This window comes from Streptomyces purpurascens (assembly GCF_045040895.1).
GTDB classification, from domain to species: Bacteria; Actinomycetota; Actinomycetes; order Streptomycetales; family Streptomycetaceae; genus Streptomyces; species Streptomyces purpurascens.
The window spans coordinates 6,942,698-6,966,695 of the sequence record NZ_CP108341.1 but is presented as its reverse complement, the minus strand read 5'-3'; the positions used below and the strand labels follow the sequence as shown (position 1 = coordinate 6,966,695).

22 protein-coding genes and 1 pseudogene are annotated in these 23,998 nt (G+C 69.8%); 5 read left to right on the top strand and 18 right to left on the bottom strand.

The annotated features are described in order from the left end of the window. Positions 1-28 precede the first annotated feature (28 nt). Genes OHU35_RS31800 through OHU35_RS31790 form a run of 3 tightly spaced genes read right to left on the bottom strand, consistent with a single transcriptional unit; the run spans position 29 to position 3,221 of the window. Entirely contained in the window at positions 29-916 is an 888-nt protein-coding gene (locus OHU35_RS31800; protein WP_189721778.1) for a carbohydrate ABC transporter permease, read from the bottom strand. Continuing rightward, positions 913-1,884 (bottom strand): carbohydrate ABC transporter permease, encoded by a 972-nt coding sequence (locus OHU35_RS31795; RefSeq protein ID WP_189721779.1) that lies wholly within the window; start codon positions 1,882-1,884, stop codon positions 913-915. The genes OHU35_RS31800 and OHU35_RS31795 overlap by 4 nt, the downstream gene beginning before the upstream one ends. Then, a complete protein-coding gene (locus tag OHU35_RS31790) occupies positions 1,884-3,221 on the bottom strand; it encodes an ABC transporter substrate-binding protein (protein WP_229872780.1) in 1,338 nt (445 codons plus the stop codon). Before OHU35_RS31790 ends, OHU35_RS31795 begins: the two co-directional genes overlap by 1 nt. 438 nt (positions 3,222-3,659) lie before the next feature. Between OHU35_RS31790 and OHU35_RS31785 the strand changes: the two are divergent. Together OHU35_RS31785 and OHU35_RS31780 are read left to right on the top strand one after the other, a co-directional pair. Next, a pseudogene (locus tag OHU35_RS31785) lies at positions 3,660-3,866 on the top strand (LacI family DNA-binding transcriptional regulator); the annotation flags it as partial. 66 nt (positions 3,867-3,932) lie between these two features. After that, complete coding sequence (locus OHU35_RS31780) at positions 3,933-4,748, top strand: substrate-binding domain-containing protein (protein WP_229872781.1); 816 nt, start codon at positions 3,933-3,935, stop codon at positions 4,746-4,748. A gap of 729 nt (positions 4,749-5,477) precedes the next feature. Here the strand turns inward: OHU35_RS31780 and OHU35_RS31775 are convergent. From OHU35_RS31775 to OHU35_RS31765, 3 genes are all read right to left on the bottom strand, one after another. Further along, positions 5,478-6,806 carry a class I SAM-dependent RNA methyltransferase gene (locus OHU35_RS31775; RefSeq protein WP_189721781.1) on the bottom strand — a complete coding sequence of 443 codons (1,329 nt, stop codon included), beginning with the start codon at positions 6,804-6,806 and terminating at the stop codon, positions 5,478-5,480. Between the two features lie 139 nt (positions 6,807-6,945). After that, positions 6,946-8,997, bottom strand: a complete 2,052-nt coding sequence (locus tag OHU35_RS31770; RefSeq protein ID WP_189721782.1) for an APC family permease — start codon at positions 8,995-8,997, stop codon at positions 6,946-6,948. Between the two features lie 265 nt (positions 8,998-9,262). Next, entirely contained in the window at positions 9,263-10,177 is a 915-nt protein-coding gene (locus OHU35_RS31765; RefSeq protein ID WP_405507697.1) for a PfkB family carbohydrate kinase, read from the bottom strand. 269 nt (positions 10,178-10,446) lie between these two features. Here OHU35_RS31765 and OHU35_RS31760 point away from each other — a divergent pair, with 269 nt between their 5' ends. Both OHU35_RS31760 and OHU35_RS31755 read left to right on the top strand, forming a co-directional pair. Then, positions 10,447-11,118, top strand: coding sequence for a TrkA family potassium uptake protein (locus tag OHU35_RS31760; protein ID WP_114255765.1), 672 nt, complete (start codon positions 10,447-10,449; stop codon positions 11,116-11,118). Continuing rightward, positions 11,118-11,795, top strand: a complete 678-nt coding sequence (locus OHU35_RS31755) for a TrkA family potassium uptake protein (RefSeq protein ID WP_189721784.1) — start codon at positions 11,118-11,120, stop codon at positions 11,793-11,795. The genes OHU35_RS31760 and OHU35_RS31755 overlap by 1 nt, the downstream gene beginning before the upstream one ends. 87 nt (positions 11,796-11,882) lie before the next feature. Here OHU35_RS31755 and OHU35_RS31750 read toward each other — a convergent pair whose 3' ends face one another. The 8 genes from OHU35_RS31750 to OHU35_RS31715 all read right to left on the bottom strand — a co-directional run bounded on the left by OHU35_RS31750 (position 11,883) and on the right by OHU35_RS31715 (position 19,723). After that, positions 11,883-12,614, bottom strand: a complete 732-nt coding sequence (locus OHU35_RS31750) for a DUF3159 domain-containing protein (RefSeq protein WP_189721785.1) — start codon at positions 12,612-12,614, stop codon at positions 11,883-11,885. 3 nt (positions 12,615-12,617) lie between these two features. Further along, positions 12,618-13,016, bottom strand: coding sequence for an OB-fold nucleic acid binding domain-containing protein (locus OHU35_RS31745; protein WP_078602751.1), 399 nt, complete (start codon positions 13,014-13,016; stop codon positions 12,618-12,620). A gap of 51 nt (positions 13,017-13,067) precedes the next feature. Further along, positions 13,068-13,751, bottom strand: a complete 684-nt coding sequence (locus OHU35_RS31740; RefSeq protein WP_405507695.1) for a response regulator — start codon at positions 13,749-13,751, stop codon at positions 13,068-13,070. Next, complete coding sequence (locus OHU35_RS31735) at positions 13,748-16,291, bottom strand: ATP-binding protein (protein WP_405507694.1); 2,544 nt, start codon at positions 16,289-16,291, stop codon at positions 13,748-13,750. The genes OHU35_RS31740 and OHU35_RS31735 overlap by 4 nt, the downstream gene beginning before the upstream one ends. A 131-nt stretch (positions 16,292-16,422) precedes the next feature. After that, a complete protein-coding gene (locus OHU35_RS31730; protein ID WP_405507693.1) occupies positions 16,423-17,589 on the bottom strand; it encodes an alginate lyase family protein in 1,167 nt (388 codons plus the stop codon). Between the two features lie 160 nt (positions 17,590-17,749). Continuing rightward, a complete protein-coding gene (locus OHU35_RS31725; RefSeq protein WP_189721789.1) occupies positions 17,750-18,499 on the bottom strand; it encodes a DUF3710 domain-containing protein in 750 nt (249 codons plus the stop codon). A 1-nt stretch (position 18,500) separates the two neighbouring features. After that, complete coding sequence (dut, locus tag OHU35_RS31720; protein ID WP_189721790.1) at positions 18,501-19,052, bottom strand: dUTP diphosphatase; 552 nt, start codon at positions 19,050-19,052, stop codon at positions 18,501-18,503. Between the two features lie 86 nt (positions 19,053-19,138). Further along, positions 19,139-19,723, bottom strand: coding sequence for a PaaI family thioesterase (locus OHU35_RS31715; protein WP_189721791.1), 585 nt, complete (start codon positions 19,721-19,723; stop codon positions 19,139-19,141). A 58-nt stretch (positions 19,724-19,781) separates the two neighbouring features. On the opposite strand from OHU35_RS31715, the gene OHU35_RS31710 reads away from it, so the two are divergent. Then, positions 19,782-20,240, top strand: coding sequence for a DUF3093 domain-containing protein (locus OHU35_RS31710; RefSeq protein WP_189721792.1), 459 nt, complete (start codon positions 19,782-19,784; stop codon positions 20,238-20,240). A gap of 44 nt (positions 20,241-20,284) precedes the next feature. Here the strand turns inward: OHU35_RS31710 and OHU35_RS31705 are convergent, their stop codons facing one another. From OHU35_RS31705 to OHU35_RS31690, 4 genes are all read right to left on the bottom strand, one after another. Further along, positions 20,285-21,268 carry a hypothetical protein gene (locus OHU35_RS31705; RefSeq protein ID WP_405507691.1) on the bottom strand — a complete coding sequence of 328 codons (984 nt, stop codon included), beginning with the start codon at positions 21,266-21,268 and terminating at the stop codon, positions 20,285-20,287. A gap of 13 nt (positions 21,269-21,281) precedes the next feature. Continuing rightward, positions 21,282-21,578 (bottom strand): DUF4193 domain-containing protein, encoded by a 297-nt coding sequence (locus OHU35_RS31700; protein WP_003993510.1) that lies wholly within the window; start codon positions 21,576-21,578, stop codon positions 21,282-21,284. 406 nt (positions 21,579-21,984) lie between these two features. Further along, positions 21,985-23,217, bottom strand: coding sequence for a HAMP domain-containing sensor histidine kinase (locus tag OHU35_RS31695; RefSeq protein WP_189721793.1), 1,233 nt, complete (start codon positions 23,215-23,217; stop codon positions 21,985-21,987). Between the two features lie 6 nt (positions 23,218-23,223). Then, positions 23,224-23,877 (bottom strand): response regulator transcription factor, encoded by a 654-nt coding sequence (locus OHU35_RS31690; RefSeq protein ID WP_405507689.1) that lies wholly within the window; start codon positions 23,875-23,877, stop codon positions 23,224-23,226. Between the last annotated feature and the right edge of the window lie 121 nt (positions 23,878-23,998).

Here is a 23,998-nt window from a genome sequence, read left to right as displayed (position 1 = left end):
GGCCACCGCCCTTGTGAACGTGCGTGGCTCAGGACTTGGAGCCGGACAGGGCGATGCCTTCGACGATCTGGCGTTGCGCGAACGCGAACACGATCAGCATCGGCGCCGCCAGCAGTGTCGTGGCGGCCATCAGCGCGGGCCAGTCAGAGACGTACTGGCCCTTGAACTGGTTGACCAGCAGCGGCAGCGTGAACTTGTCGGAGCTGTTGAGGAAGATCAGCGGGAAGAAGAAGTTGTTCCACTGGCCGAGGAAGGTGAAGATTCCCAACGCCGTGAGAGGCGTGCGCAGCAGCGGCAGGATGATCGTCACGAACCTGCGGACCCGGCCGGCGCCGTCGATCTGGGCGGCTTCCTCCAACTCCACGGGGATGCCCCTGATGTACTGGCGCAGCAGGAAGACCCCGAAGGCGTTGAACAGTGCGGGCGGCACGATGATCGCGGTATGGGTGTCCACCCAGCCGAGCCAGCCCATGATGATGTACAGCGGGATGATCGTGAGCTGGCCGGGGACCATCATGGTCGCGAGGAAGACCATGAACAGCGGGCGGCGGCCCCAGAAGTCGATCCGCGCGAACGCGTAGGCGGCCATAGCCGAGGTGAGCAGGGAGACCGCGGTGACCGTCAGGGCGATGTAGGTGCTGTTCCAGAACCCGCGGACGAAGTCGGCGCCGCCCAGAGCGGTGCGGTAGCCCTCCTCGTTCCAGTCCTGGGGCAACAGCTTGGGCGGCTGCACGAAGATCTCGCTCAAAGGTTTGAACGAGGAGAACAGCATCCAGGCAAACGGCAGCGCCATGGCGATGGCGCAGACGAGGAGGACCGCGTGCAGCAGCAGTTTGCGACGGGCGGGCAGGCCGGAGCCGGAAGCGCCCTTGGCGGTCGTGGCCGCGCGGCTGACGGGGTTGGAGAATGTACTCATTCTGTGTAGTGGACCCATCTCTTCTGGGCTGCGAGCTGGCAGCCGGTGACCAGGAGCAGGGCCAGGAACAGGAGGAAGGCGAGTGCCGATGCCTCCCCGAAGTCGAACTCCCCGAAGGCGATCCGGACCACCTCGTAGACGATGGTGCGGGCGGAGTCCGGAGCCCTGTCGTCGAAGAAGACGTAGATGTAGTCGAACACCTGGAAGGAGCCGATGACCGAGGTGATGGAGAGGAACAGGATGGTCGGGGACAGCAGCGGGATGGTGACGTGCCGCAGCTTCTGCCACTCCGAGCAGCCGTCCAGCACGGCGGCCTCCAAGAACGAGCGGTCGATGCTCTGCAGCCCGGACATGAACATGATCAGCTGGTAGCCCAGGCCCTGCCAGATCCCGACGATCGCGAAGGCCGGGATGACGAACCGGGCGTCCTGCAGCCAGTTCGGCGCGGGCAGCCCGACCCCGCGCAGCGCGTTGTTGACCGGGCTGATGTCGGGGTTGAAGAGCCACAGCCAGATCGCCGCGACCGCGACCGAGGAGGTGATCACCGGTGCGAAGAACGCCAGCCGGTACACCGGGGTCAGCTTGCCGGCACGCTGCATCAGCAGGGCGAAGAACAATCCGGTGAGCATCAGTCCCGGCACCTGCAGCACCGTGAACCAGAGGGTGTTGACCGCCGAGCGCTGGATGCGCGGGTCGGACACGACCTCCGTGAAGTTGGACAGACCGGCGAAGGACCGGGTGCCGAATCCGTCCCAGTGGTAGAACGCCAGCACCAGGGCGAACAGCAGCGGGCCGACCATGAACACCACCAGCCCCAGCAACTGGGGCGCCAGGAACAGGTACCCCGCGGCGGTGTCCCCGCCTCGCCGACGCCGGCTCCGCCGGTCCGGACGCGCGTCCGGGGCGACGTCCTGGTCCCCGGACCTCGATTGCGCCCCGGCCCGGGAAGCGGCGCTGCTGACGGCCATCAGGCGCCCCCGTTGATCAGCTTGACCACCTTGCCGCTGAACGACTTCGGCGTCTCGTTGCCCGCCTTGAGCATCTTGTCCACCAGCACCGGGAGCTCCCGGGCGACCTTCGCGTTGCCGGCGATCGCGCTGGGGACGGCGTAGCCCTTGGCCGCGACGTCGTTGAACAGGCTGCCGTGCGCGGGCACGTGGCCCTCGGTGACGATGCCGTCCAGGCCCTTGATCGACGGCACCGCGTTGCCGCCGCCGGACAGGCGGAACCTCTGCCCCTCGGCGTTCAGGAAGTTGCCGAGGAACTCCAGCGCCTTGGCCTGGTTCTTGGACTTGGCGTTGACCGACAGCGCCGCCGTCTGGACCGGTACCGGCATGACGTCCTTACCGGACGGGGAGGGCAAGGGGGCGATGTCGAAGCCGAACTGGGCCTTCTTTACGTTCGGCAGGATGACGCGGGAATAGGTCAAGCAGGCCAGCTGGCCGGCGTAGAACAGCACGTCAGCGCCCTGTCCCTGCGGGAGGGCGCCGGAGTAGGTGATGTTTCCTGACTTCAACTGCTCGAACAGCCACGCCAGCGCCTCCTGGGACTTGGGGTCGGCGTCGAACACCGCCTTGCCGGACTCGTCGAAGAGCGTCCCGCCGAAGGTGGACAACCAGCCGAACCAGTCCTGCCAGTTGCTGCCATTGAGCACCAGACCCCTCTTCTTGGTGGCCCGGATCTTGTCGAGCAGGTCGGTCAGCGCGTCCTGGGTCCAGGTGCCCGCCTCGAACCGGGCGGCCGGGTCGGTGCTGACGCCCGCCTCGGCCAGGACGTCCTTGTTGAACCAGAACACCAGCGGGCTGCAGTCCACCGGCAGCCCGAACAGCCCGGGGCTGCCGTCCGCGGGCCTGCACCACCGGTACAGCCCCTCGTGGAAGTCATCGAGCTTGACCGCGGCTTTGCCACTGTCCAGGTAGTCGGTGAGGTCGAGCACCTGCTTGGTCTCGATCAGCTTGGCCATGTAGATGTCACCGACGTAGAAGGCGTCCGGAGCAGCGCCGGCCGACAGTTGCGGCAACAGCTTGGAGAGGTAGTCACCCACGACCTGTTGGTAGGTGACCTTCACGCCCAGCTTCTCGGTCATCTTCTCGGAGAACCGACGGAACACCTCCGACTGGGGCGGCCCGTCCCAGCCCGCCCACTTCAGTGCGGGTCCACTCCCCGCGGAGCCGCCGCCGCATGCCGCGAGCGCGGGCGCGGCGGCCAGACCGAGACCGGCGAACATGCCCGCCTTGAGGAGGTTGCGGCGGTCCACAGCCGTGGTGGCAGCCGCCTCCTTGATCACATTCTTGCGTCTGAACACAGTCGTCCCTTTCGCCGGCGGTACGTCGCCGTAGAGCAGCTCTTGATCGTTTCGCCGCGTCACGGTGCCTGGTCGAGCTTTTGGGCGCAGGTTCGCGGGCTCTCGGTGTCATCGGTATAACTTCTGTGTTACCGATAAAACGGGGACCGTAGAGGCGTTTGCCGCAGCAAGTCAAGAGGTCTGCACGCACGAGATGGCGACCGTCGGGGCGGTGCCCGCACTGGGGCGTCATCGGGAGGGGCCCGGCGTGCCCTCAACCACTTCGCGGATCTTCTACCAGGTCACGGGTATTCTCTGCGGCACAAGGCATACACATGACCCGCCCGGGGGACGCTCGACGACAGCCCGCAGCGATCCTGCGGCCTGATTTGCGCGACGAACAGGCGGGCGGGTCGAACATCCTTGACTGTCGCGCTTCATACCCACCAGAATGTGCGAATGGGTTTTACCGATCAACCATCGGGTTCGAGGCGCGGTCGGAGACCGGCCACTGAGGGGACATCCGGGTCGTCAAGGCCGACCATGGCCATGGTGGCGGCGCGGGTGGGAGTCTCCAAGCAGACCGTTCACTACGCCTTGAACTCTCCGGACCGTCTCAGCCCCACCACGTTGCGTCGGGTCCTCAAGGCAGTCGACGACTTGGGTTACCGGCCCAACCAGGCTGCGCGTTCACTGCGCACGCAGTCTCCGCGGGCCGTCGGCTTTCGGCTGTTGCCGACCACCGAAGGCCAGTCGGGCGGGGTATGGGCGAGCTTTCTCTACGAACTCTCGGTAGCGGCACACCGAGCCGACCACGCGGTCTACTGCCACCCCGCCGCCACCGACGAGGAAGAGATCCAGGTCATCCAGGAGATCTTCAGCACGAACACCGTCGACTGCTTCGTGATCACTGCCACCCAGGACCACGACCCTCGTATCGCCTTCCTGCGCGAACGCGGCATTCCCTTCGTCTCCTTCGGGCGCCCTTGGGGTCATCCCATGTCGGACACGTGGTGGGTCGACGTCGACGGTGCCGCCGGTATGGAGCAGGCCGTGGACCATCTCGCCAAACGCGGTCACCGGCGTATTGCCTACCTGGGCTGGGACGGGCCCAGCGGGTACGGGGACGACCGGGAGTCCGGCTGGCGTCGCGCCATGCGTTCACACGGCTTCTCCACCCGTGATCTCTCGGTCGGCGGGCCCGACGAGATCAGCACGGGCCGGGAGCTCGCCGGCCGGCTCCTCGACAGGAAGACGCCACCGACAGGATTCGTGTGCGTCAGCGACACGATCGCGATCGGTGCGCTCCGAGCGTGCCGCGAGCGGGGACTGGCCGTCGGCCATGACGTCGGCGTCGTGGGATTCGACGACAGCGTCGGCGCACACTTCGTCGACCCCGGGTTGACCAGCCTCGCCCAGCCACTGGAACTGGTCGCACGACACACCATGCGCCTCCTCCTCGACCGGCTCAAGGACCCGGACGCCAAGGCCGAACAGGTCCTGCTCCGGCCCACGCTCGTGGTCCGGGAAAGCACCGTGACTCAGTGAGTCCCCGGCCAGGCTTCGCGGGCGTAGCGCGCTCCCGTCTGGACATATGCAAGGCGAGCCGGCGACGGCCACCACATGTCTCATGAGACACATCAAGTCTGGAGACGTACGGCGGCTGGTCCGCGACGGTGACGGACGAGCCGCTCGACCTCGTTCCCCGTCTCCTCGGTACTTGATTGATCGTTTCCCCCTGTGCGGACCGCGTGGAACGGAAGAATTTCCTCGCGGAAACGTTCGGCAGCCAGGAGTTGCTGTGGGACCTCCCCGATGCCTTCCGCTTCGCCCCGGGCGACCGACAGCTGGTCGGGGCTGAACTCCGCATTCCGGAAGAGTCCGCCTCAGCCGAGGCCTCCGCCCGCCTTCCCGTCCTGCCCGAAGTACGCCCGGGCGGGCTCCGCGCGGACGAGGTCAGGGACTTCCGGCACGACAAGTGCTCGGTGCTGCGCCGCGCTCCCGGCGATGCCGTGCTGACCTGCCTACGCGACCTCGACGTCCTCGCCGAACCACCCGATGCCCGCATCGGCATCGCCCCCGACGTGGCGCTCCTCGTCCGGCACGGAACCGTCGTCGGCTGGAGCCTCCCCGACGCCGCGCGCTACCTGACCACCGGCTTCGCCGTCCCCGCCCCTGCTCCGCCCGTCCCGGCCACCCGCCGCCTGCTCACCGAATACCTGGACCTAAGCGAAGGGAAACAGGTCGAGCGACCACAACGCCCCGGAAAACCGCGGGTCAGGCACCCTTCGCGATCGGCTCCAAAATCGCCACGCACTCCACGTGCGACGTCATCGGAAACAGATCGAACGCCCGAAGCGTCCGCACCCGATACCCCCCATCCCGGAAGTACCCCAAGTCCCGCGCCAGCGCAGCCGGATCGCAGGCAACATACGCAATCCGCCGCGCCCCCAGCGACGACAGATGCGCCACCGTCTTCCGGCCCGCCCCCGCCCGCGGCGGGTCCAGGACGATCAGGTCGACGTCCGTGATGCCCGTGCGCGGCAACACGCTCTCGACCTTGCCCTGCTCGATGCGGACACGGTCGAAGTCCGCGAGGTTGTGACGGGCATCCTCCACCGCCCGCTTGCCGGACTCGATTCCGAGGACCGCCCCGCCCTCTCCGACCCGGTCGGCGAGGGCGCCCGCGAAGAGGCCGACCCCGCAGTACAGGTCGAGGGCCATGTCGCCCTTGCGCGGCAGCAGGCCCTGCATGACCGCCGTCACCAGGGTGTCGGCCGACTTCGGGTGGACCTGCCAGAAGCCGCCGTTGCCGACCCGGTGGGTCCGGCCGTCGGCGCGTTCGCGGACGAAGGGGCGGCCGTGGACGCGGTGGACACCGCCGTCGCGTTCGTCGACCCGCAGGACGGATACGGGACGGTCCAGTTCGACCAGCGGCAGGCGCGCGCCCGGCTTCGGCGTCAGGACCACCTGCCGGTCCTGCGAACCCGTCGCCGCGATCGCCTCGACGGAGTCCATGCCGGTCCAGTCGCGCTTCTCGATGCCCAGCTCGCTGACCTCCTCGGCGGCGATCATGCAGTGGTCGATCGGCTCGACCTCGTGGGAGCGGTGCCGACGCAGGCCCGCCCGGCCGTCGGCGGTGACGGCGTACTGGACGCGGGTGCGCCACGCGGGGACCTGGCCCGCGGGCAGCTTGTCGCCTTCGGCGGGCAGCACCGTGCCGTCCCAGCCGGCCTCCTCCGGCGTGAGCCCGGCGAGCCGCTGGAGCTGTTCGGCGATGACGTCGGCCTTCAGACGCCGCTGCGCGCCCGGCTTGGCGTGCTGCCAGTCGCAGCCGCCGCAGCGGCCGGGGCCGGCGAACGGGCAGGGCACGTCGATCCGGTCCTTGGAGGCGTCCAGGACGTCCACCGCGTCCGCGCGCAGGAACCGGGCACCCTCCTCGCCGTCCGTCACCCGCGCCACGACCCGCTCACCGGGCAGCGCGTGCCGGACGAACAGCACCTGGCCCTCGGACGTACGGGCGATGCAGTGGCCGCCGTGGGCGACGGGGCCGACCTCGACCTCGTACTCCTCCCCCACCAGCGACTTCCTCGGTTCTGCCTGCATGGCGGGGTGACTCCATAACGCGTGAGGGGGAAGGGCCGATCAAAAAACGGCCGGACAACAGCCCACCAGTCTACGTGGCTGTCGCCCGGCCGATTCACGCCCGTTGCACACAGGCCTCAGGTCCGTCGAAGCCCTGGTCTCAGCCCTTCGGCTCCGAGGACTCCTTCGACCGCACCTGCGCCGGCCCCCGCCGCACCGAACCCGGCGCGTTCCACTCCTGCTGCCTGCGGGCCCGCTTCTTGGCCGCCTCGGAGGACTGGAGCTGGTACGGCACCGAGGTCACCATGATCCCCGGCGTGAACAGCAGCCGGCCCTTCAGCCGCAGTGCGCTCTGGTTGTGCAGCAGATGCTCGTACCAGTGGCCGACGACGTACTCGGGGATGATCACGGACACCGCGTCCCGCGGCGATTCCTTGCGCAGTCCCTTGACGTACTCGATGATCGGCCGCGTGATCTCGCGGTAGGGCGAGTCCAGGACCTTCAGCGGTACGTCGATGCCGCGCCGCTCCCACTCGGCCCGCAGCGCCTTGGTCTCCTCCGGGTCGACGTTGACGCTCAGCGCCTCCAGGCTGTCCGAGCGCATCAGCTTGGCGTAGGCCAGGGCGCGCAGCGTCGGGCGGTGGATCTTGGAGATCAGGACGACGGAGTGGATGCGGGAGGGCCGCACGCTGTCGTCGCTCGGGCCCTCGGGGGCGGCGATCTCCTCGGCGACGCGGTCGTAGTGCTTACGGATGGCCGTCATCGTCGCGTAGAAGATCACCATGCCGAGCAGGGCGACCCACGCGCCGTGCGTGAACTTGGTGACGAGGACGACGACCAGCACGAGGCCGGTGAAGAAGGCGCCGAAGGCGTTGATCGCCCGCGAGCGGATCATGTGGCGGCGCTTGGCCTGGTCCCGCTCGGTGGCCAGGTGGCGGTTCCAGTGCCGGACCATGCCGGTCTGGCTGAGCGTGAAGGACACGAACACGCCGACGATGTACAGCTGGATCAGGCGCGTGGAGTCGGCGCCGTAGATCCCGACGAGCAGTCCGGCGGCGCCCGCGAGGAGCACGATGCCGTTGGAGAAGGCCAGGCGGTCGCCGCGGGTGTGCAACTGGCGGGGCAGGTAGCGGTCCTGGGCGAGGATCGAGCCGAGCAGCGGGAAGCCGTTGTAGGCGGTGTTCGCGGCGAGGAACAGCACCAGCGCGGTGGCCGCGGCCAGGATGATGAAGAGGAAGCTGCCCTTGCCGAAGACGGCCTCGGCGACCTGGGAGATCACCGGGTTCTGGACGTAGTCCGCGCCGAGCGGGACGCCGTTGTGGATGAGGTCCTTGGCCGGGTTCTCGGCCATGCGGACGTCGGTCGCGGCGGCCAGCGCGATGATGCCGCAGAACATGGTGACGGCCAGCAGGCCCATCGCCGCGAGGGTGGTCGCGGCGTTCTTGGACTTGGGCTTGCGGAAGGCCGGGACGCCGTTGGAGATCGCCTCGACGCCGGTGAGGGCGGCGCAGCCGGAGGAGAAGGCGCGCAGCAGCAGGAAGACCAGGGCGAAGCCCGCCAGGCCCTGGTGCTCGGGTTTGATGACGTAGTCCGCCGTCGGGGCCCGCATGGTGTCGTCCAGGACCAGTCCGCGGAAGGCGCCCCAGGCGATCATGGTGAAGACGCCCGCGACGAAGATGTACGTCGGAATCGCGAACAGCGAGCCCGACTCCTTCACCCCGCGCAGGTTCATCAACGTCAGCAGCACGATCACGCCTATCGCGCAGAGCACCTTGTGCTCGACCACGAACGGGATCGCCGAGCCCAGGTTCTCGATGCCGGAGGAGATCGACACCGCGACGGTGAGGACGTAGTCGACGAGCAGCGCGCTGGCGACCGTGAGGCCCGCCTTGGGGCCGAGGTTGGTGTTCGCCACCTCGTAGTCGCCGCCGCCGCTGGGGTAGGCGTGCACGTTCTGCCGGTACGAGGCCACCACGGTGAACATCAGTACGACGACCGCGACGGCGATCCACGGACTGAAGTGGTACGCCGTCACGCCCGCGATGGACAGGACCAGCAGCACCTCCCCGGGCGCATACGCCACGGAGGACAGCGGGTCGGAGGCGAAGACGGGTAGTGCGATGCGCTTGGGCAGGAGAGTCTCTCCCAGCCGGTCACTGCGCAGTGCGCGCCCGATCAGGATCCGCTTGGGCACGTCGGTCAGTTTGGACACAACAGAGGATCGTAAGCGTTCGATTGCGGGCTCGCCCACCCGCCACCCCTCATCGGCCTCCCATCTGCCCTCCGAGTGAATTCAGAGGCCGCCGCGGCTGCGGATTCCGCAGGTCACCCACATCCCATGCCTATATGACTAAGCCCCGTCCGTCTCCCGGCCGTTGTCGACCCCGGAGGTCCCATGCACACGCCCGCAGAACTGATCGGCGCCGCGGCCACCGTCATCGCCCTCGGAATCCTGACTCTCGCGAGCGTGCGCAGCATCAACCGCCGCTGACCAGGTCGGTGACCCTGGCACACAGTTCCGTCCGCCCGATGCTGTCGGCCCGGGTCGACGGCACCGTGCAGGCGTACGCCCCCGCCACCGTGCCGTACAGGGCGCAGCGGCGGGGCGGCTCGGCGTTCAGCCAGGCGTAGAGGAACGCGGCGGCGAAGGCGTCGCCCGCGCCGTTGGAGTCGACCACCGGCGCCGGGGGCGCGGCGGCGGGGACGTGAGTCAGCTCGCCGTCGGCCAGCAGGTAGGCCCCGTCGGCCCCCGCGGTGGCGACGACCGCCCGGGCCCGGCCCCGTTCGGTGATCCGCCGCATGGTGCGCTCCGGGTCGGCCAGTGCCGCGCCGGACAGGAAGACCAGGTCGGCCTGGTGGGCGAAGGTCTCGTGGTACGGGTTGGACCCGTCCCAGTCGTGCAGGTCGGTCGAGACGGTCACACCGGCCTCGCGCAAGGCGGGGAGCGCGTGGCCGCACGGTTGGGTGATGACGACGTGGGCGTGCCGGCTGACGGCGGCCAGTTCCCGCACCGTGGCCTCGGGCAGCCGGTCCGTATCCGCCGCGCGCGTGGCGTCGTAGAGGGAGAGCCGCTTGCCGTCCGGGCCGACGAGGTTGACCGCGCGCTTGGTGCCGAGCGGCTGGGGGACGGCGGTGAGCGCGATGCCGCGGTCGCGGTGCAGGGCGCGGACGAGGTCGCCCTCGGGATCGTCGCCCAGCATGTCGAGGTGGTGGGTGCGCAGGCCCAGCGCGCTCGTCCCCAGGGCGACGAAGTCTCCGCTCTGGCCCGCGCGCGTCACGATCCCGGGCCGGATCATGTGGCTGTCGGCGAGCGGCACGGGCAGCTCGGGCACGTGCACGATCGTGTCCACGCCCGCGCCGCCCAGGACCAGGACGTCGATCTCGGTACTCATGGTGTCTTCCTCCCCCGCCGAGGCCCCGGCCGAAGCCGGCTCCGGCCCGGGCAGGGCCGTCGGCAACCCCCTCGACTTTGCCGATACGTTGGAGTCGGGCAGTCGAACGCGGCACCGCCCCGCAGGGCATCATGGCCTGATTCCACCGGCATGATGTTGCCCGGCGGCCCGCACGCAGGCCGCGATGTGATGCCTGGCGAGCCGAAAGAGAGACATGATCACGACATTCATGAAGGTCAGAGGGCCTGCAGGAAGCGCGGTGTGACGCGATGCATATTGTCATCATGGGTTGCGGGCGAGTGGGCTCCGCCCTGGCCCAGAACCTGGAGCAACAGGGCCACACGGTCGCCGTGGTCGACCAGGACCCCACCGCCTTCCGCCGCCTGGGGTCCTCCTTCGGCGGCCGCCGGGTCACCGGGGTCGGTTTCGACCAGGACACCCTGCGGGAGGCCGGCATCGAGGAGGCCGGCGCCTTCGCCGCCGTCTCCAGCGGTGACAACTCCAACATCATCGCCGCACGCGTGGCCCGCGAGATGTTCGGCATCGAGAACGTCGCCGCACGCATCTACGACCCCCGCCGCGCCGAGGTCTACCAGCGGCTGGGCATCCCCACCGTCGCGACCGTCCGCTGGACGGCCGACCAGATGCTGCGCCGGCTGCTGCCCTCCGGCGCCGAGCCGCTGTGGCGCGACCCCACGGGCGGCGTCCAGCTGGCCGAGGTGCACGCCTCCACCGCCTGGGTCGGCCACAAGATCAGCCGGATCCAGGAGGAGACCGGCGTGCGCGTGGCGTTTCTGACCCGGCTCGGCGAGGCGGTCCTGCCCACCTCGCAGACGGTGCTGCAGGAGGGCGACCTGGTGCACGTGATGATGCGCACCGACGAGGTCGACACGGTCGAGGCGGCGTTCGCCAAGGGTCCCGAAGAGGAGGGCGGTCACTGATGAGGGTCGCCATTGCCGGAGCCGGCGCGGTCGGCCGTTCGATCGCGGGCGAGCTGCTGGAGAACGGCCACGAGGTCCTGCTCATCGACAAGGCGCCGACGGCCATCTCGGTCGAACGCGTCCCGCAGGCAGAATGGCTGCTCGCCGACGCCTGCGAGATCACCTCCCTGGACGAGGCGGCGCTCCAGCGCTGCAACGTGGTCATCGCCGCGACCGGCGACGACAAGGTGAACCTGGTCGTCTCGCTCCTGGCCAAGACGGAGTACGGCGTTCCGCGGGTGGTCGCGCGGGTGAACAACCCGAAGAACGAGTGGCTCTTCAACGAGTCCTGGGGCGTGGACGTCGCCGTCTCCACCCCGCGTCTGATGTCCGCCCTGGTCGAGGAGGCGGTGAGCGTGGGCGATCTGGTCCGCCTGCTCCGCTTCAGCCACGGCGACGCGAACCTCGTCGAGCTGACCCTGCCGGAGGAGTCGGCCCTGGCCGGCACGCAGGTCGGCGACGTCGAGTGGCCCGAGGACACGTCCCTGGTCACGATCATCCGCGGCACCCGCGTCCTGACCCCCTCCCGGGAGGACTCCCTGGAGGCGGGCGACGAACTCCTCTTCGTGGCCGCGCAGGCGCGTGAGGAGCAGCTGGAGGACCTGCTGTCGGTGCGGCGGGACAGCGCGAAGAGCTGAGGCGGTGCCCTTCGGGGCAAGCAGGAGGGGGCGCCCTGGGCTACCAGGACGCCCCCTCTCGCGGTTCTCGAGGTCAGCTCTCGGAGTTCACTGCTCGGCGGACCGGGCGGCGGCCTCCCGCTCCCTCTCCTCGGCGGCCTTCTCCTCGGCCTCCATCTCCGCGAACACATCGATCGGCGCGGGCGCCTTCGCCAGGAACACCCAGGTCAGCCACACGGCGAGCAGGAACGGCGGGATCTTCAGGGCGATCAGCACCCAGCCCAGCTGCGTGGTGTCGGCCCACCAGTACAGCGGGAAGAGGATCGCGCACTTGGCGAGCAGGATCGCACCCCACGCGTAACTGGCCTTGGCGTAGGCCTTCTTGCGGCCGGGGTTCCGCGTGCGCCAGGAGAGGTTCTCCTTGAAGACCGGGCCGAGGATCAGCCCGATCAGCGGGACGCCGCACAGCGTGGTGACGATGTACGCGAGTCCGAGGCCCAGCGTGTAGAGCATGCCGGGCAGGTAGAAGTCCTTGGCGTTGCCGGTCATCATCGCGAAGACGACACCGAAGGCGACGCCGAAGACACCGCTGAAGGCGTGCTTGACGGTGTCCTTCATCACCAGCCGGACCACGACCAGCACCAGCGACACGGCCAGTGCCGCGATCGCCGACAGATGCAGGTCCTTGTTGATCGTGTAGATGGTGACGAAGAGCAGGCCGGGCAGCACCGTCTCGACCATGCCCCGGACGCCGCCGAACGCCTCGAAGAGGGCGGCCTCGGTCACCGCCCGGGCGTCGTCCGCAGATGTCTCTTCGGTCGGCTTGTCGAGCGACGTCACCGGCTACTCCCGTCCGAGGGGTCTCAGTTCGTACTTGGGGTTGAACAGCACCCGGCGGCCGCGGCTCATCGAGATCCGGCCCGATGCGATCAGCTTGCGCCCCGGTTCTATGCCCACGATGGAGCGCCTGCCGAGCCACACCACGTCCAGCGCGGCGGAGCCGTCGAACAGCTCGGCCTCCAGGGCCGGGACTCCCGCGCGCGGCCGCAGGGTGACCGTGCGCAAGGTACCAGTAACCGTCACTATCTGCCGGTCCTGACAGTCTCCGATCCGGATACAGCCGGTCGTCTCGGTGTCCTCCCGCAGCTCCTCGGACTCCAGGTCCTCCTGCGACGAGGAGAGCCGGTCGAGCATGCGCCGGAACCGGCCCGCCGGCTTCTGCGAACGAGGAACAGCACTCATGACTAGAGCGTACCGGGGCCCGCTGACAGCTACGCAGTCCTGTGGCAGGCCTTACCTCTCGAAGCGGTAGCCCATCCCCGGCTCCGTGATGAAGTGCTTGGGATGCGAGGGGTCCGCCTCCAGCTTCCGCCGCAGCTGTGCCATGTACACGCGCAGGTAGTTCGTCTCCGTGCCGTACGACGGCCCCCACACCTCCTGGAGCAGCTGCTTCTGCCCGACCAGGCGGCCGCTGTGGCGCACCAGGACCTCGAGCAGATGCCACTCCGTCGGCGTCAGGCGTACGTCCTTTCCCGCGCGGTTGACCTTCTTCGCGGCCAGGTCGACGGTGAACTCGTCGGTCTCCACGATCATGTCGTCCTCACCTCCTCCGGCCGGTTCGGCCCGGCGTACGGCGGCCCGCAGCCGGGCCAGCAGCTCGTCCATGCCGAACGGCTTGGTGACGTAGTCGTCGGCACCCGCGTCCAGCGCCTCGACCTTCTCGTCGGAGGAGTGCCGGGCGGACAGCACCAGGATCGGCACCCGCGTCCAGCCGCGCAGGCCCCTGATCACCTCGACGCCGTCCATGTCGGGCAGCCCGAGGTCGAGGACGACCACGTCGGGGTGGCGGGCGGCGGCGAGCCGAAGGGCGGTGGCGCCGTCGTGGGCCGCGTCGACCTCGTACTTGCGTGCCTTGAGGTTGATCACGAGAGCACGCACGATCTGGGGCTCGTCGTCGACCACCAGGACGCGGGTCATGAGGCCTGCCTTTCGGGTTCTGCCGTGTGGAGCGGCTCCGGGCGTGTTCCCGCCGCGCGGAGGGTGAGGACCATGGTGAGCCCGCCGCCGGGCGTGTCCTCGGCGTTCAGGGTGCCGCTCATGGCCTCGGCGAAGCCGCGCGCCACCGCGAGCCCCAGACCCACGCCGGCGCCGCGCGGGGCGTCGCCGTAGCGCTGGAAGGGTTCGAATATGCGGTCCTTGGCCTCGTCGGGGACGCCCGGCCCCCGGTCGACCACCCGCACCTCCACCCGGTCGGCGAGCGCGCTGGCGGCGACCAGCACGGGCGAGCCGGACGGACTGTACTTGACGGCGTTCTCGACCAGGTTGGCCATCGCCCGCTCCAGCAGCCCCGGGTCCACGGCGACCATCGGCAGGGTCTCGGGCACGTCCAGGTCGGCGCTGCCCTCGGGCACCCCGCCGAGCGCCATCGGCACCACCTCGTCGAGGTCGATCTCGCGGATCAGCGGGGTGACGGTGCCGGTCTGGAGGCGGGACATGTCGAGCAGGTTGCCGACGAGGTGGTCGAGGCGGTCCGCGCCCTCCTCGATGCCCTCCAGCAGTTCCGCCCGGTCCTCCTCGGACCACTCGACGTCCTCGGAGCGCAGGGAGGTCACGGCCGCCTTGATGCCGGCGAGCGGGGTGCGCAGATCGTGGCTGACGGCGGCCAGCAGCGCCGTACGGATGCGGTTGCCCTCGGCGAGCGCGCGGGCCCGGTCGGCCTCCTCCTGGAGCCGGCGGCGGTCCAGTACGACGGCGGCCTGGGCGGCGAAGGCGGCCAGCACCCGGCGGTCCTCGGCGGGCAGGACGCGGCCGGTCAGCGCGAGCGCCATATGGTCCCCGACGGGCATGTCCACGTCCGCCTGCTCGGGCCGCTCCACGGGATGTCCCTGCCCGACGCGGCCCGCGCAGGTCCACGGCTCGACATCGCTCGCCCGCTCCAGCAGGGCCGCCGACTCCATGCCGAAGGTCTCCCGGACGCGTTCGAGCAGGTTCTCCAGGCCGGTCTCGCCGCGCAGCACGTTGCCCGCGAGGAAGGACAGGATCTCGGACTCGGCCCGCAGCCTGGCCGCCTGATGGGTGCGGCGGGCCGCGAGGTCGACCACGGAGGCCACCGCCACACCGACGGCCACGAAGATCACGATGGCGACGATGTTCTTCGGGTCGGCGATCGTCCACCGGTGCAGCGGCGGTGTGTAGAAGTAGTTCAGCAGCAGCGATCCCACCGCCGCCGAGGCCAGCGCGGGAAGCAGCCCGCCGAGCAGGGCCGCCGCCACCGTCAGCGCCAGGAACAGCAGCATGTCGTTGGCGAGGCCGAGGTCGACGGTGTTGAGCAGCGCCGCCAGGGCCGGCGGGCCGGCGACGCCGACGATCCAGCCCCACACCCGCCGGGAACGCCCGAGGCGCGCGTCCCGGGCCACCGGCAGTCCGCGGCCCTTGGCGACCTCGTCGTGGGTGACGATGTGCACGTCGAGGTCGGGCCCGGACTCCCGGGCGACCGTCGCGCCGACGCCGGGCCCGAAGACGTACTGCCAGGTCTTGCGGCGCGAGGAGCCCAGCACGATCTGGGTGGCGTTCACGCCGCGGGCGAAGGCGAGCAGGGCGGCCGGTATGTCGTCGCCCACGACGTGGTGGAAGGTGCCGCCGAGGTCCTCGGCCAGGGTCCGCTGCATCGCCAGTTCCTTGGGCGAGGCCGAGGTCAGCCCGTCGCTGCGGGCTATGTAGACGGCCAGTACCTCGCCGCCGGCGCCCTTCTCGGCCAGACGTGCCGCCCGGCGGATCAGCGTCCGCCCCTCCGGACCTCCGGTCAGGCCGACGACGATCCGCTCGCGCGAGCCCCAGATCCTCGACACCCGGTGCTCGCTGCGGTACTGGGTGAGGTAGGCGTCGACCCGGTCGGCCACCCACAGCAGCGCCAGCTCGCGCAGGGCGGTCAGGTTGCCCGGCCGGAAGTAGTTGGACAGGGCCGCGTCGACCTTGTCCGGCTGGTAGATGTTGCCGTGCGCCATCCGCCGCCGCAGCGCCTCGGGCGACATGTCGACGAGCTCGATCTGGTCGGCCCGCCGCACCACCTCGTCCGGCACGGTCTCCTGCTGCCGCACCCCGGTGATCGACTCGACGACGTCGCCGAGGGACTCCAGGTGCTGGATGTTGACGGTCGAGATCACGTCGATCCCGGCCGTCAGCAGTTCCTCCACGTCCTGCCAGCGCTTGGCGTTGCGGGATCCGGGGACGTTCGTGTGGGCCAGTTCGTCCACCAGGGCGACCTGGGGGTGGCGGGCGAGGACGGCGTCGAGGTCCGTCTCGGGGAAGACGCCGCCGCGGTACTCCAGCTGCCTGCGCGGCACCTGCTCCAGGCCGTGCAGCATCACCTCGGTGCGGGGCCGGTCGTAGTGCTCGACGAACGCCACCACGCAGTCGGTGCCCCGCTCGACACGGCGATGCGCCTCGGAGAGCATCGCGTACGTCTTGCCGACGCCCGGTGCCGCACCGAGGTAGATCCGAAACTTGCCGCGTGCCATGGCCTCATTGTCTTCCGGTCCGCTGCCTGCGCAGCGTCGACCCTACGACCGGCGATGACGGCATTCGGGTGCCGGGCGCGGCTCCGGGTCCGTCTTTGACGGAACTCTGACGCGCCCGGCAGGTCAGGGCCTCACGCGGGGTTGTCGCCGTGGCTGAGGGTCTCCCAGGCGACGAAGAGGTTGTTGCTGCCGGCCGGGCGGCCCCGCACGGTCAGCGTCTCGGTGTTGGTCATGGTGTGTCCGAGGCGGTTGGCCAGGGCGTTGTGGCCGACTTCGGAGACCGGCCCGAGCCCGAGCTTGAGCGAGCCCCCGCACAGCCAGCCGGGGGCGGCGGCGCCGAGCTGGTACTTGGCGTGGAAGCCGAGCCCGTGCCGCAGCCGCTCGCCCACGTCGGTGCCGTAGAGGTCCTGGCCCTGGATCCGGCTGGTCTCGGCGACGTGGGAGACGGCGGAGAGGCCGTAGCCGGTGTGGGTGAAGTCCCGGCAGGTCTCCTGGCTGAGCCCGTCGACGAAGGTCGTCTGCCCCTGCCAGTACTTGACGATCTTCTCCCGGGTGTTCAGGTTCTGGCTCGGCACGGTCTTCGGCAGCTCACCGTCGGAGGCCAGGTAGACGTAGGCGGCCGTCCGTGTGCGGAACTTCGCCATGGCCCTGTCGTACGACGCCTTGTCCTCCAGGAAGACGGAGATGCCGACGGCGGCCTCCATCATCGACAGCTCCCAGTTCCCGTTGGAGTTCGAGCCGTTGATCACCTCGGGGAGGTAGACGTCGCGGAGCATGGTGGCGAAGCGGCCGGAGTTCGCCCAGGTCCCGGTGTACGTGTACTTGATGATCTCGGCGGCCTTGGGCCAGGAGGAGCCGGCCCAGCCGGTCTGCAGGGGCGCGTTGCTGTTGGTGTGGTCCCTGATCACGGCCGACCAGGCGTCCATCAGCTCGATGGCCTTGCGCGCGTGCCGTTCGTCGCGGGTGATGTACCAGGCGAGGGCCTGGGTGTAGGCGGCGATCGCGTCCTCGCGCTCGTCGGTGCAGCCGTGGTTGGGGTTGGAGTAGGAACCGCACTCGACGACGGCCCGGGGCTCGGGTGTGCGGTTCAGGTCTGCGTACTTGCTCGCCATCATCCGGTCGAAGGCGCCCTTCCAGGGCTGGGCACCGGAGTTGACCTTGGAGCGGGTGAAGTCCAGCTGCCCCTTGGAGACGGTGACTCCGGGGTGGACGAAGCTGCTGGGAGCGGCGTCGGCGGGCCAGGCGAGGACACCGGCGACGAGGGCCGCCGAGGCCGCTAACAGTGCGGTTCTGCGCATACGTAGGGGGCCTTCCGTTCTCGTATGTGAACGTGAAGCGCCTTTATGAACAGACGCGTTGGACGGAGACGGTAGGTACAGACCAATGACCCGTCAAGGCTTCACGCATGGGAAAGGGCCGCACCCCCCTGGGGGTGCGGCCCTGCTGTCTCTACGAGCCTCAGCGGACCTCGGTGATCTCCGGTCCGCGCTGGAGCTGGCCCATTCCGCCGGCGAAGCGGGAGCCCTCCTCCTGCTGGACGCCCTCGGGGACCATCTGGGCGTCGTTCGGCAGCTTCAGGACGATCGGGTCGCGGGGCGCCATCGGGCCCTCGCCGCGGACCACGACCGTGTCCCGGAAGATCTGCTCGAGCAGCCCGGCCGCCTGCGGCTGCACCGCGCCCTGGCCCGAGATGACCCCGCGCAGGAACCACCGGGGGCCGTCCACGCCGATGAACCGCACGACCTGGAAGCCGCCGGTGCCGTCCGGCAGCTGCACCGGCACCTGGGCCCGCAACTCCCAGCCCAGCGGCCCCTCGACCTCGTCGACGATGCCGCCCTGCTGGGTGATGCCCGAGCCGATCTCCTCGCGCACCTCGCCCCAGATGCCCTCACGCTTGGGCGCGGCGAAGCCCTGCAGCTGGACGGCGCTGTCGCGCAGCACGACCGTCGCCGCCACGATCGCGTCGCCCGCGACCTCGACCCTGAGCTCCATGCCCTCGACGCCCGGCACGAACAGACCGCCCAGGTCGACCCGGCCCTCGGCCGGATCGTGGACCTCGGAGCTGTCCCAGGGCCCGTCGGGCCGCGGCGCCGGCTCGAGCCTCAGGCGCTCGCCCTCGTCCGCCTCACTGTCGACACCGTCGACGACCTGCTCGGCCTCGCCGGCCGCGTCCTCGGCGGCATCCCTATTCTTGCGACGTCCGAACACGTCACTGTCCTTCCCGGTCGGATACGACCGAAGCGTATCGATTCCCACCCGTCCGACCGCCCAGGGCGGCCTGACCGCTTGTGCCGCTCGTCCCGTCCACCGCCGCATGGCCTCCGGTGGACCCGAAGCCCCCCTCGGCCCGCGCCGAGTCGGGAAGTTTTGCCACCTCTTGGAAGCGAACCTTCTCGACCTGCTGGACTACCAGTTGGGCAATCCGGTCGAAGCGCTCGAACCGCACTGCCTCGCGCGGGTCGAGATTCACCACGATCACCTTGATCTCCCCACGGTACCCGGCATCAACCGTCCCCGGGGCATTCACCAGGGCGACGCCGCAGCGGGCGGCCAGACCGGATCGCGGGTGCACGAAGGCCGCGTACCCCTCCGGCAGCGCCACAGACACTCCCGTGGGCAGCACGGCCCGCTCGCCCGGCTCCAGTTGGCACGCCTCGGTGGTGCGCAGATCGGCTCCCGCGTCACCGGGCTGCGCATACGACGGAAGGGGTACGTCCGGGTCGACGCGCCGGATCAGCACATCCACGGGCTGACGGCTCACGGGGCTCGTGGGAGTCATGGGGCTTTCCGTGCTCGCGGGGTCGGTGGGGCTCATGGGGCCGGCTGGGCTCACAGGGCCTTCCAGGCTCACGGGTTCACCTCGAAGGCACGGGCGCGCCGGACCTGGTCCGGGTCGTTCATGGCCGCCTGGATCTCCTCCTGGCGGCCGTGGTCGACGAAGTGGTCGACCTTCACCTCGACGAAGAGGGCGTCGGCGCGCACGGCTACGGGCCCGTCGGGGCCTCCCACGCGTCCGGTCGCGGTCGAGTAGATCTTCCGCCCGGCCACCGCCGTCACCTCCGCCTGAAGGTGCAGCGTGGTGCCGACGGGCACGGGCCCCACGAAGTCGGTCTCCAGCCGCCCGGTCACGGCGATCGTGCGCAGCAGCCAGTTCAGCGAGCCGAGGGCCTCGTCCAGGGCGGAGGCGAGCACACCACCGTGCGCCAGGCCGGGGGCGCCCTGGTGGGCGGGCTGCACGATGAACTCTGCGGTGAGTGACACGCCCTCGCCGGCCCGCGCCTCCAGGTGCAGCCCGTGCGGCTGGTCGCCACCACAGCCGAAACACTGGCCGTAGTGCGCGCCGAGAAGCTCACCGGGCGCCGGAGCGTCCGGATGCCGCACCGGTCGCACGGCGTCGGCCGGAGGCTGAAGAGCTGCGGATGTACGACTCACAGCCGGAGACCTTACCCGCGCGTCGGCCCGTTCCGGACACCGTGTCAAGCTTGGCTCCATGCAGCTCTCCGCCGCCCCGTACGAAGAACGCCTCACCGCCCCCCGGACCTGGTGGCTGATCTCGTTCCTCGTCGGCGTCTCGATGGCCCTGATCCTGCTTCCGTTCGGCACGCTGCCCATGCTCGGCGGCCTGGCCGGAGGCACCGCGGTCGCGGCCGTCGCCGCGAGTTCGTACGGCTCGGTCCGCATCCGTGTGGTGGGCGATTCGCTGATCGCGGGCGAGGCGAAGATCCCGCTGGCGGCGCTGGGCGAGGCCGAGATCCTGGACGCGGAGGAGGCGCGCGCCTGGCGCACCCACAAGGCCGACCCGCGCGCCTTTCTGCTGCTGCGCGCCTACATCCCCACGGCCCTGCGCGTGGAGGTCACGGACCCGGAGGACCCGACTCCGTACCTGTACCTGTCCACGCGCGAGCCGGAGCGTCTGGCGGAGGCGCTGAGGGCCACGAAGTCGGCGTAGCACATCCGAGCGGGCCTTCACCCGACGGACGGCCGGGCGGGGCTTCAGCGCCCGTCGTGCTTGTCGTCGCCGTTGAGTTCGTCGCCCTTGACGTCGTGTTTCGCGTCCGCGCGGCGGCCCAGAGGGTCGTTCGTGATCTCCCCCATCTCCAGGGCGTCCGCCGGACGTTCCAGGGCGGGAAGCGCCTCGAGGGCCTCCCAGGGCACCTGGATTCTGCGCAGGTCCTCACGGATGCGGGCGGCGAGCTTTCTCGTCTCGCTGCGGTTCATGGCCGCCCCCACGGCCGCGCCCACCAGGAAGGGGATCAGGTTCGGCATGCTGCGGACCATCCGCTTCATGATCCGCTGCCGCAGCTCCCGCTTCATGCGGCTGTTCAGCGCCACGCTCAGCGTCGAGGGCTTGGTCGCGTCGATCCCGCGCTCCCCCGACCACGAGTCGAGATACGCGGTGCTGCGCTGCTTGAGGTTGCCGGGCGGCCGTACGCCGTAGACCTCGTGGAGCTCGGCGATCAGCTTCAGCTCGATCGCGGCGACGCCGGTGACCTCGGCGGCCAGTTCCGTCGGCAACGCGGGCGGCACGGGAAGCATCGCGGCCGCGCCGATGCCCGCTCCGACCGTCGCCGTAGCGCTCGCCGCGCCCACGACGAGTTTGTCCGCGAGCTCTTCGGGCCCGAGGCCCGGGAACTGCCTGCGGAGCGTCGTCAGGTCCCGTACGGGGATCCGCGGCGCCAGTTCGATGATCCGGTCGGCGAGGTACGCGAGCCCCGCCCGGGCCCGGACACCGCCCTTGCGGGCGCCCTCCCTGGCCCTCTCCCGGATCGTCCCCGCCCGCCGTCGGGCGACGGGTGCGGGGACATCCACGGACGCCGGGAGGTCACCCCGGTCCGAGGCCGGTTCGAGCGAGGCCGCCCCCGTGCCGGTTGGGCCTCGCTCGTCGTCACGCACGCCGTGCTGCGGGCCGTCCATCGGCCCTTCGTCCGCTTTCCGCTTGGAGAAGCGGCGCTTCCAGGGAGGGGTCGAGCCAGTCACGGCCGACCCGTCCTCAGTCGCAGTCGCGGCAGATCGGCTGACCGTTCTTCTCCCGGGCCAGCTGGCTGCGGTGGTGCACCAGGAAGCAGCTCATGCAGGTGAACTCGTCCTGCTGCTTCGGGAGCACCCGGACGGCGAGCTCCTCGTTCGAGAGATCGGCTCCGGGCAGCTCGAGGCCTTCGGCGGCCTCGAATTCGTCGACGTCCACTGCGGAGGCCGACTTGTCGTTCCGCCGGGCCTTCAGCTCTTCGAGGCTGTCCGAGTCAACGTCGTCATCGGTCTTGCGTGGAGTGTCGTAATCGGTTGCCATGGTCGCTCTCCCCCTCTGGGTGTCTGCGGTGTCTCCAGCGCACGTAACGCGTGAGAGGCCGGACTTGTGCCCGACCTGAGGCGGAGATTTTGCCTCACATCAAGGTCTGTTACTCAATCGACACCCAACCGGACTCCTCACGAGTGATCGGCTTGGATGGCGATGGGGACCGTACACGGTCCGAATGCCGCACCTCAAAGGCGTCTCACCCTGTACTTCCCGTGATCAAGACCCCCGAAAACCGGGATTTTCCCGGCTTTCCGACAGGTCTCATGATCACGGAGAGTAGATGGCCGGAAAGGCGCCCCTGTGATCGATCACACACGGGGTGCGCGAGATGAGGCCTCAGAAATTCCGCGCAAAGCGAACATCCCCGTGCACCGCCGAGTTGATCGGCGACATGATCTCAGATGGGCAGCGTGACTCGCATCACGAGCCCACCTCCCTCACGTGGCTGGGCGTAGATGTGGCCGCCGTGTGCCCGGGCCACGGACCGGACGATGGACAGACCGAGTCCGACGCCCTTGTCGCTGCCCGTGCGCTCCGTGCGCAGCCGCCGGAACGGCTCGAAGAGATTGTCGATCTCGTACGCCGGCACGACCGGGCCCGTGTTCGAGACGACCAGGAGCGCCTGGCCGTGCTGGACCTCGGTGGTGACCTCGACCCAGCCGTCCTCGGCCACGTTGTAGCGCACGGCGTTCTGCACCAGGTTGAGCGCGATCCGCTCCAGCAGCACGCCGTTGCCCTGGACGACCGCGGGCTTCTGTTCGCCACGGATCCGCACGCCCTTGTCCTCGGCCTCGCCGTGCACCTGGTCGATGGCCTGCGAGGCGACCTCGGCGAGGTCCACCGGCCCCCGTTCCACGATCTGGTTGTCGCTTCGGGCGAGCAGCAGCAGGCCCTCGACGAGCTGCTCGCTGCGCTCGTTGGTGGCCAGCAGCGTCTTGCCGAGCTGCTGGAGCTCCATCGGTGCGCCCGGGTCGGACAGATGCACCTCCAGGAGCGTGCGGTTGATCGCCAGCGGCGTCCTCAGCTCGTGCGAGGCGTTGCCGACGAAGCGCTGCTGGGCGGTGAAGGCGCGCTGCAGCCGCTCCAGCATGTCGTCGAAGGTGTCCGCCAGCTCCTTCAGCTCGTCGTCCGGGCCGTCCAGCTCGATCCGGCGGGACAGGTCGGAGCCCGCCACCGCGCGGGCGGTGCGGGTGATCCGGCCCAGCGGCGACAGGACCCGGCCGGCCATGGCGTAGCCGAAGGCGAAGGCGATGACCGCCAGGCCCAGCAGGGCCAGGAGCGAGCGGCTGAGCAGGTTGTCCAGGGCGGCCTGACGCTGATCGTTGACGCACTGGTTCATGGCGTGGTTGAACTCGCTGGGCGAGGCCTGGCTGGGCAGGTTGCAGATGTCGCTGGTGACCTTGCCCTCGACGATCTTGAAGGGCAGTTCACTGCCCACGTTCAGCGCCTGCGCGGCCAGCAGGTAGATGATCGACAGCAGCAGGATGCCGGCGATCAGGAACATGCCGCCGTAGAGCAGCGTGAGCCGTATGCGGATGGTCGGGCGCAGCCACGGGATGGGCGGCGCGGGCCTTCTGGGGTCCCAGGTGGGCTTCGGGGGCGCCTGCGGAGGCGCGGGAGTCGCTGCCACGGGGTATCAGATCCGGTAGCCGGAGCCGGGGACCGTGACGATGACGGGCGGCTCGCCGAGCTTGCGGCGCAGGGTCATGACGGTCACGCGCACGACGTTCGTGAACGGGTCGGTGTTCTCGTCCCAGGCCTTCTCCAGCAGCTGCTCCGCCGAGACGACGGCGCCCTCGCTGCGCATCAGCACCTCCAGCACGGCGAACTCCTTGGGTGCGAGCTGGACCTCCTTGCCGTCACGGAAGACCTCGCGGCGGTTGGGGTCGAGCTTGATGCCGGAGCGCTCAAGGACGGGCGGCAGGGGCACGCTGGTGCGCCGGCCGAGGGCCCGCACGCGCGCGATGAGCTCGCTGAACGCGAAGGGCTTGGGCAGGTAGTCGTCGGCGCCGATCTCCAGGCCCTCCACACGGTCGCTGACGTCGCCGGAGGCCGTGAGCATCAGCACGCGCGTGGGCATGCCGAGCTCGACGATCTTGCGGCAGACGTCGTCGCCGTGCACGAGCGGGAGGTCGCGGTCGAGGACGACCACGTCGTAGTCGTTGACGCCGATGCGCTCGAGGGCGGCCGCACCGCCGTACACGACGTCGACGGCCATGGCCTCCCGGCGCAGTCCGGTGGCCACCGCATCGGCGAGCAGTTGCTCGTCCTCGACGACGAGTACGCGCACGTCCCTGGTCCTTCCTCATGTCCACCCGCAGAGCGCTTCACAGGCGCATGCGGGCAGGGGTCTTCGACGGTCTGTTGGTGTGTTGCCCTCCATCCTGCCCTTTTCGGCCATAAGTCGGAGG

Bases quoted from the DNA above. Each gene is read 5' to 3' on its own strand.
- OHU35_RS31800 (WP_189721778.1), bottom strand. From the start codon at position 916: ATGAGTACATTCTCCAACCCCGTCAGCCGCGCGGCCACGACCGCCAAG.
- OHU35_RS31795 (WP_189721779.1), bottom strand. From the start codon at position 1,884: ATGGCCGTCAGCAGCGCCGCTTCCCGGGCCGGGGCGCAATCGAGGTCC.
- OHU35_RS31775 (WP_189721781.1), bottom strand. From the start codon at position 6,806: ATGCAGGCAGAACCGAGGAAGTCGCTGGTGGGGGAGGAGTACGAGGTC.
- OHU35_RS31765 (WP_405507697.1), bottom strand. From the start codon at position 10,177: ATGAGTACCGAGATCGACGTCCTGGTCCTGGGCGGCGCGGGCGTGGAC.
- OHU35_RS31760 (WP_114255765.1), top strand. From the start codon at position 10,447: ATGCATATTGTCATCATGGGTTGCGGGCGAGTGGGCTCCGCCCTGGCC.
- OHU35_RS31755 (WP_189721784.1), top strand. From the start codon at position 11,118: ATGAGGGTCGCCATTGCCGGAGCCGGCGCGGTCGGCCGTTCGATCGCG.
- OHU35_RS31745 (WP_078602751.1), bottom strand. From the start codon at position 13,016: ATGAGTGCTGTTCCTCGTTCGCAGAAGCCGGCGGGCCGGTTCCGGCGC.
- OHU35_RS31740 (WP_405507695.1), bottom strand. From the start codon at position 13,751: ATGACCCGCGTCCTGGTGGTCGACGACGAGCCCCAGATCGTGCGTGCT.
- OHU35_RS31735 (WP_405507694.1), bottom strand. From the start codon at position 16,291: ATGGCACGCGGCAAGTTTCGGATCTACCTCGGTGCGGCACCGGGCGTC.
- OHU35_RS31730 (WP_405507693.1), bottom strand. From the start codon at position 17,589: ATGCGCAGAACCGCACTGTTAGCGGCCTCGGCGGCCCTCGTCGCCGGT.
- OHU35_RS31710 (WP_189721792.1), top strand. From the start codon at position 19,782: ATGCAGCTCTCCGCCGCCCCGTACGAAGAACGCCTCACCGCCCCCCGG.
- OHU35_RS31700 (WP_003993510.1), bottom strand. From the start codon at position 21,578: ATGGCAACCGATTACGACACTCCACGCAAGACCGATGACGACGTTGAC.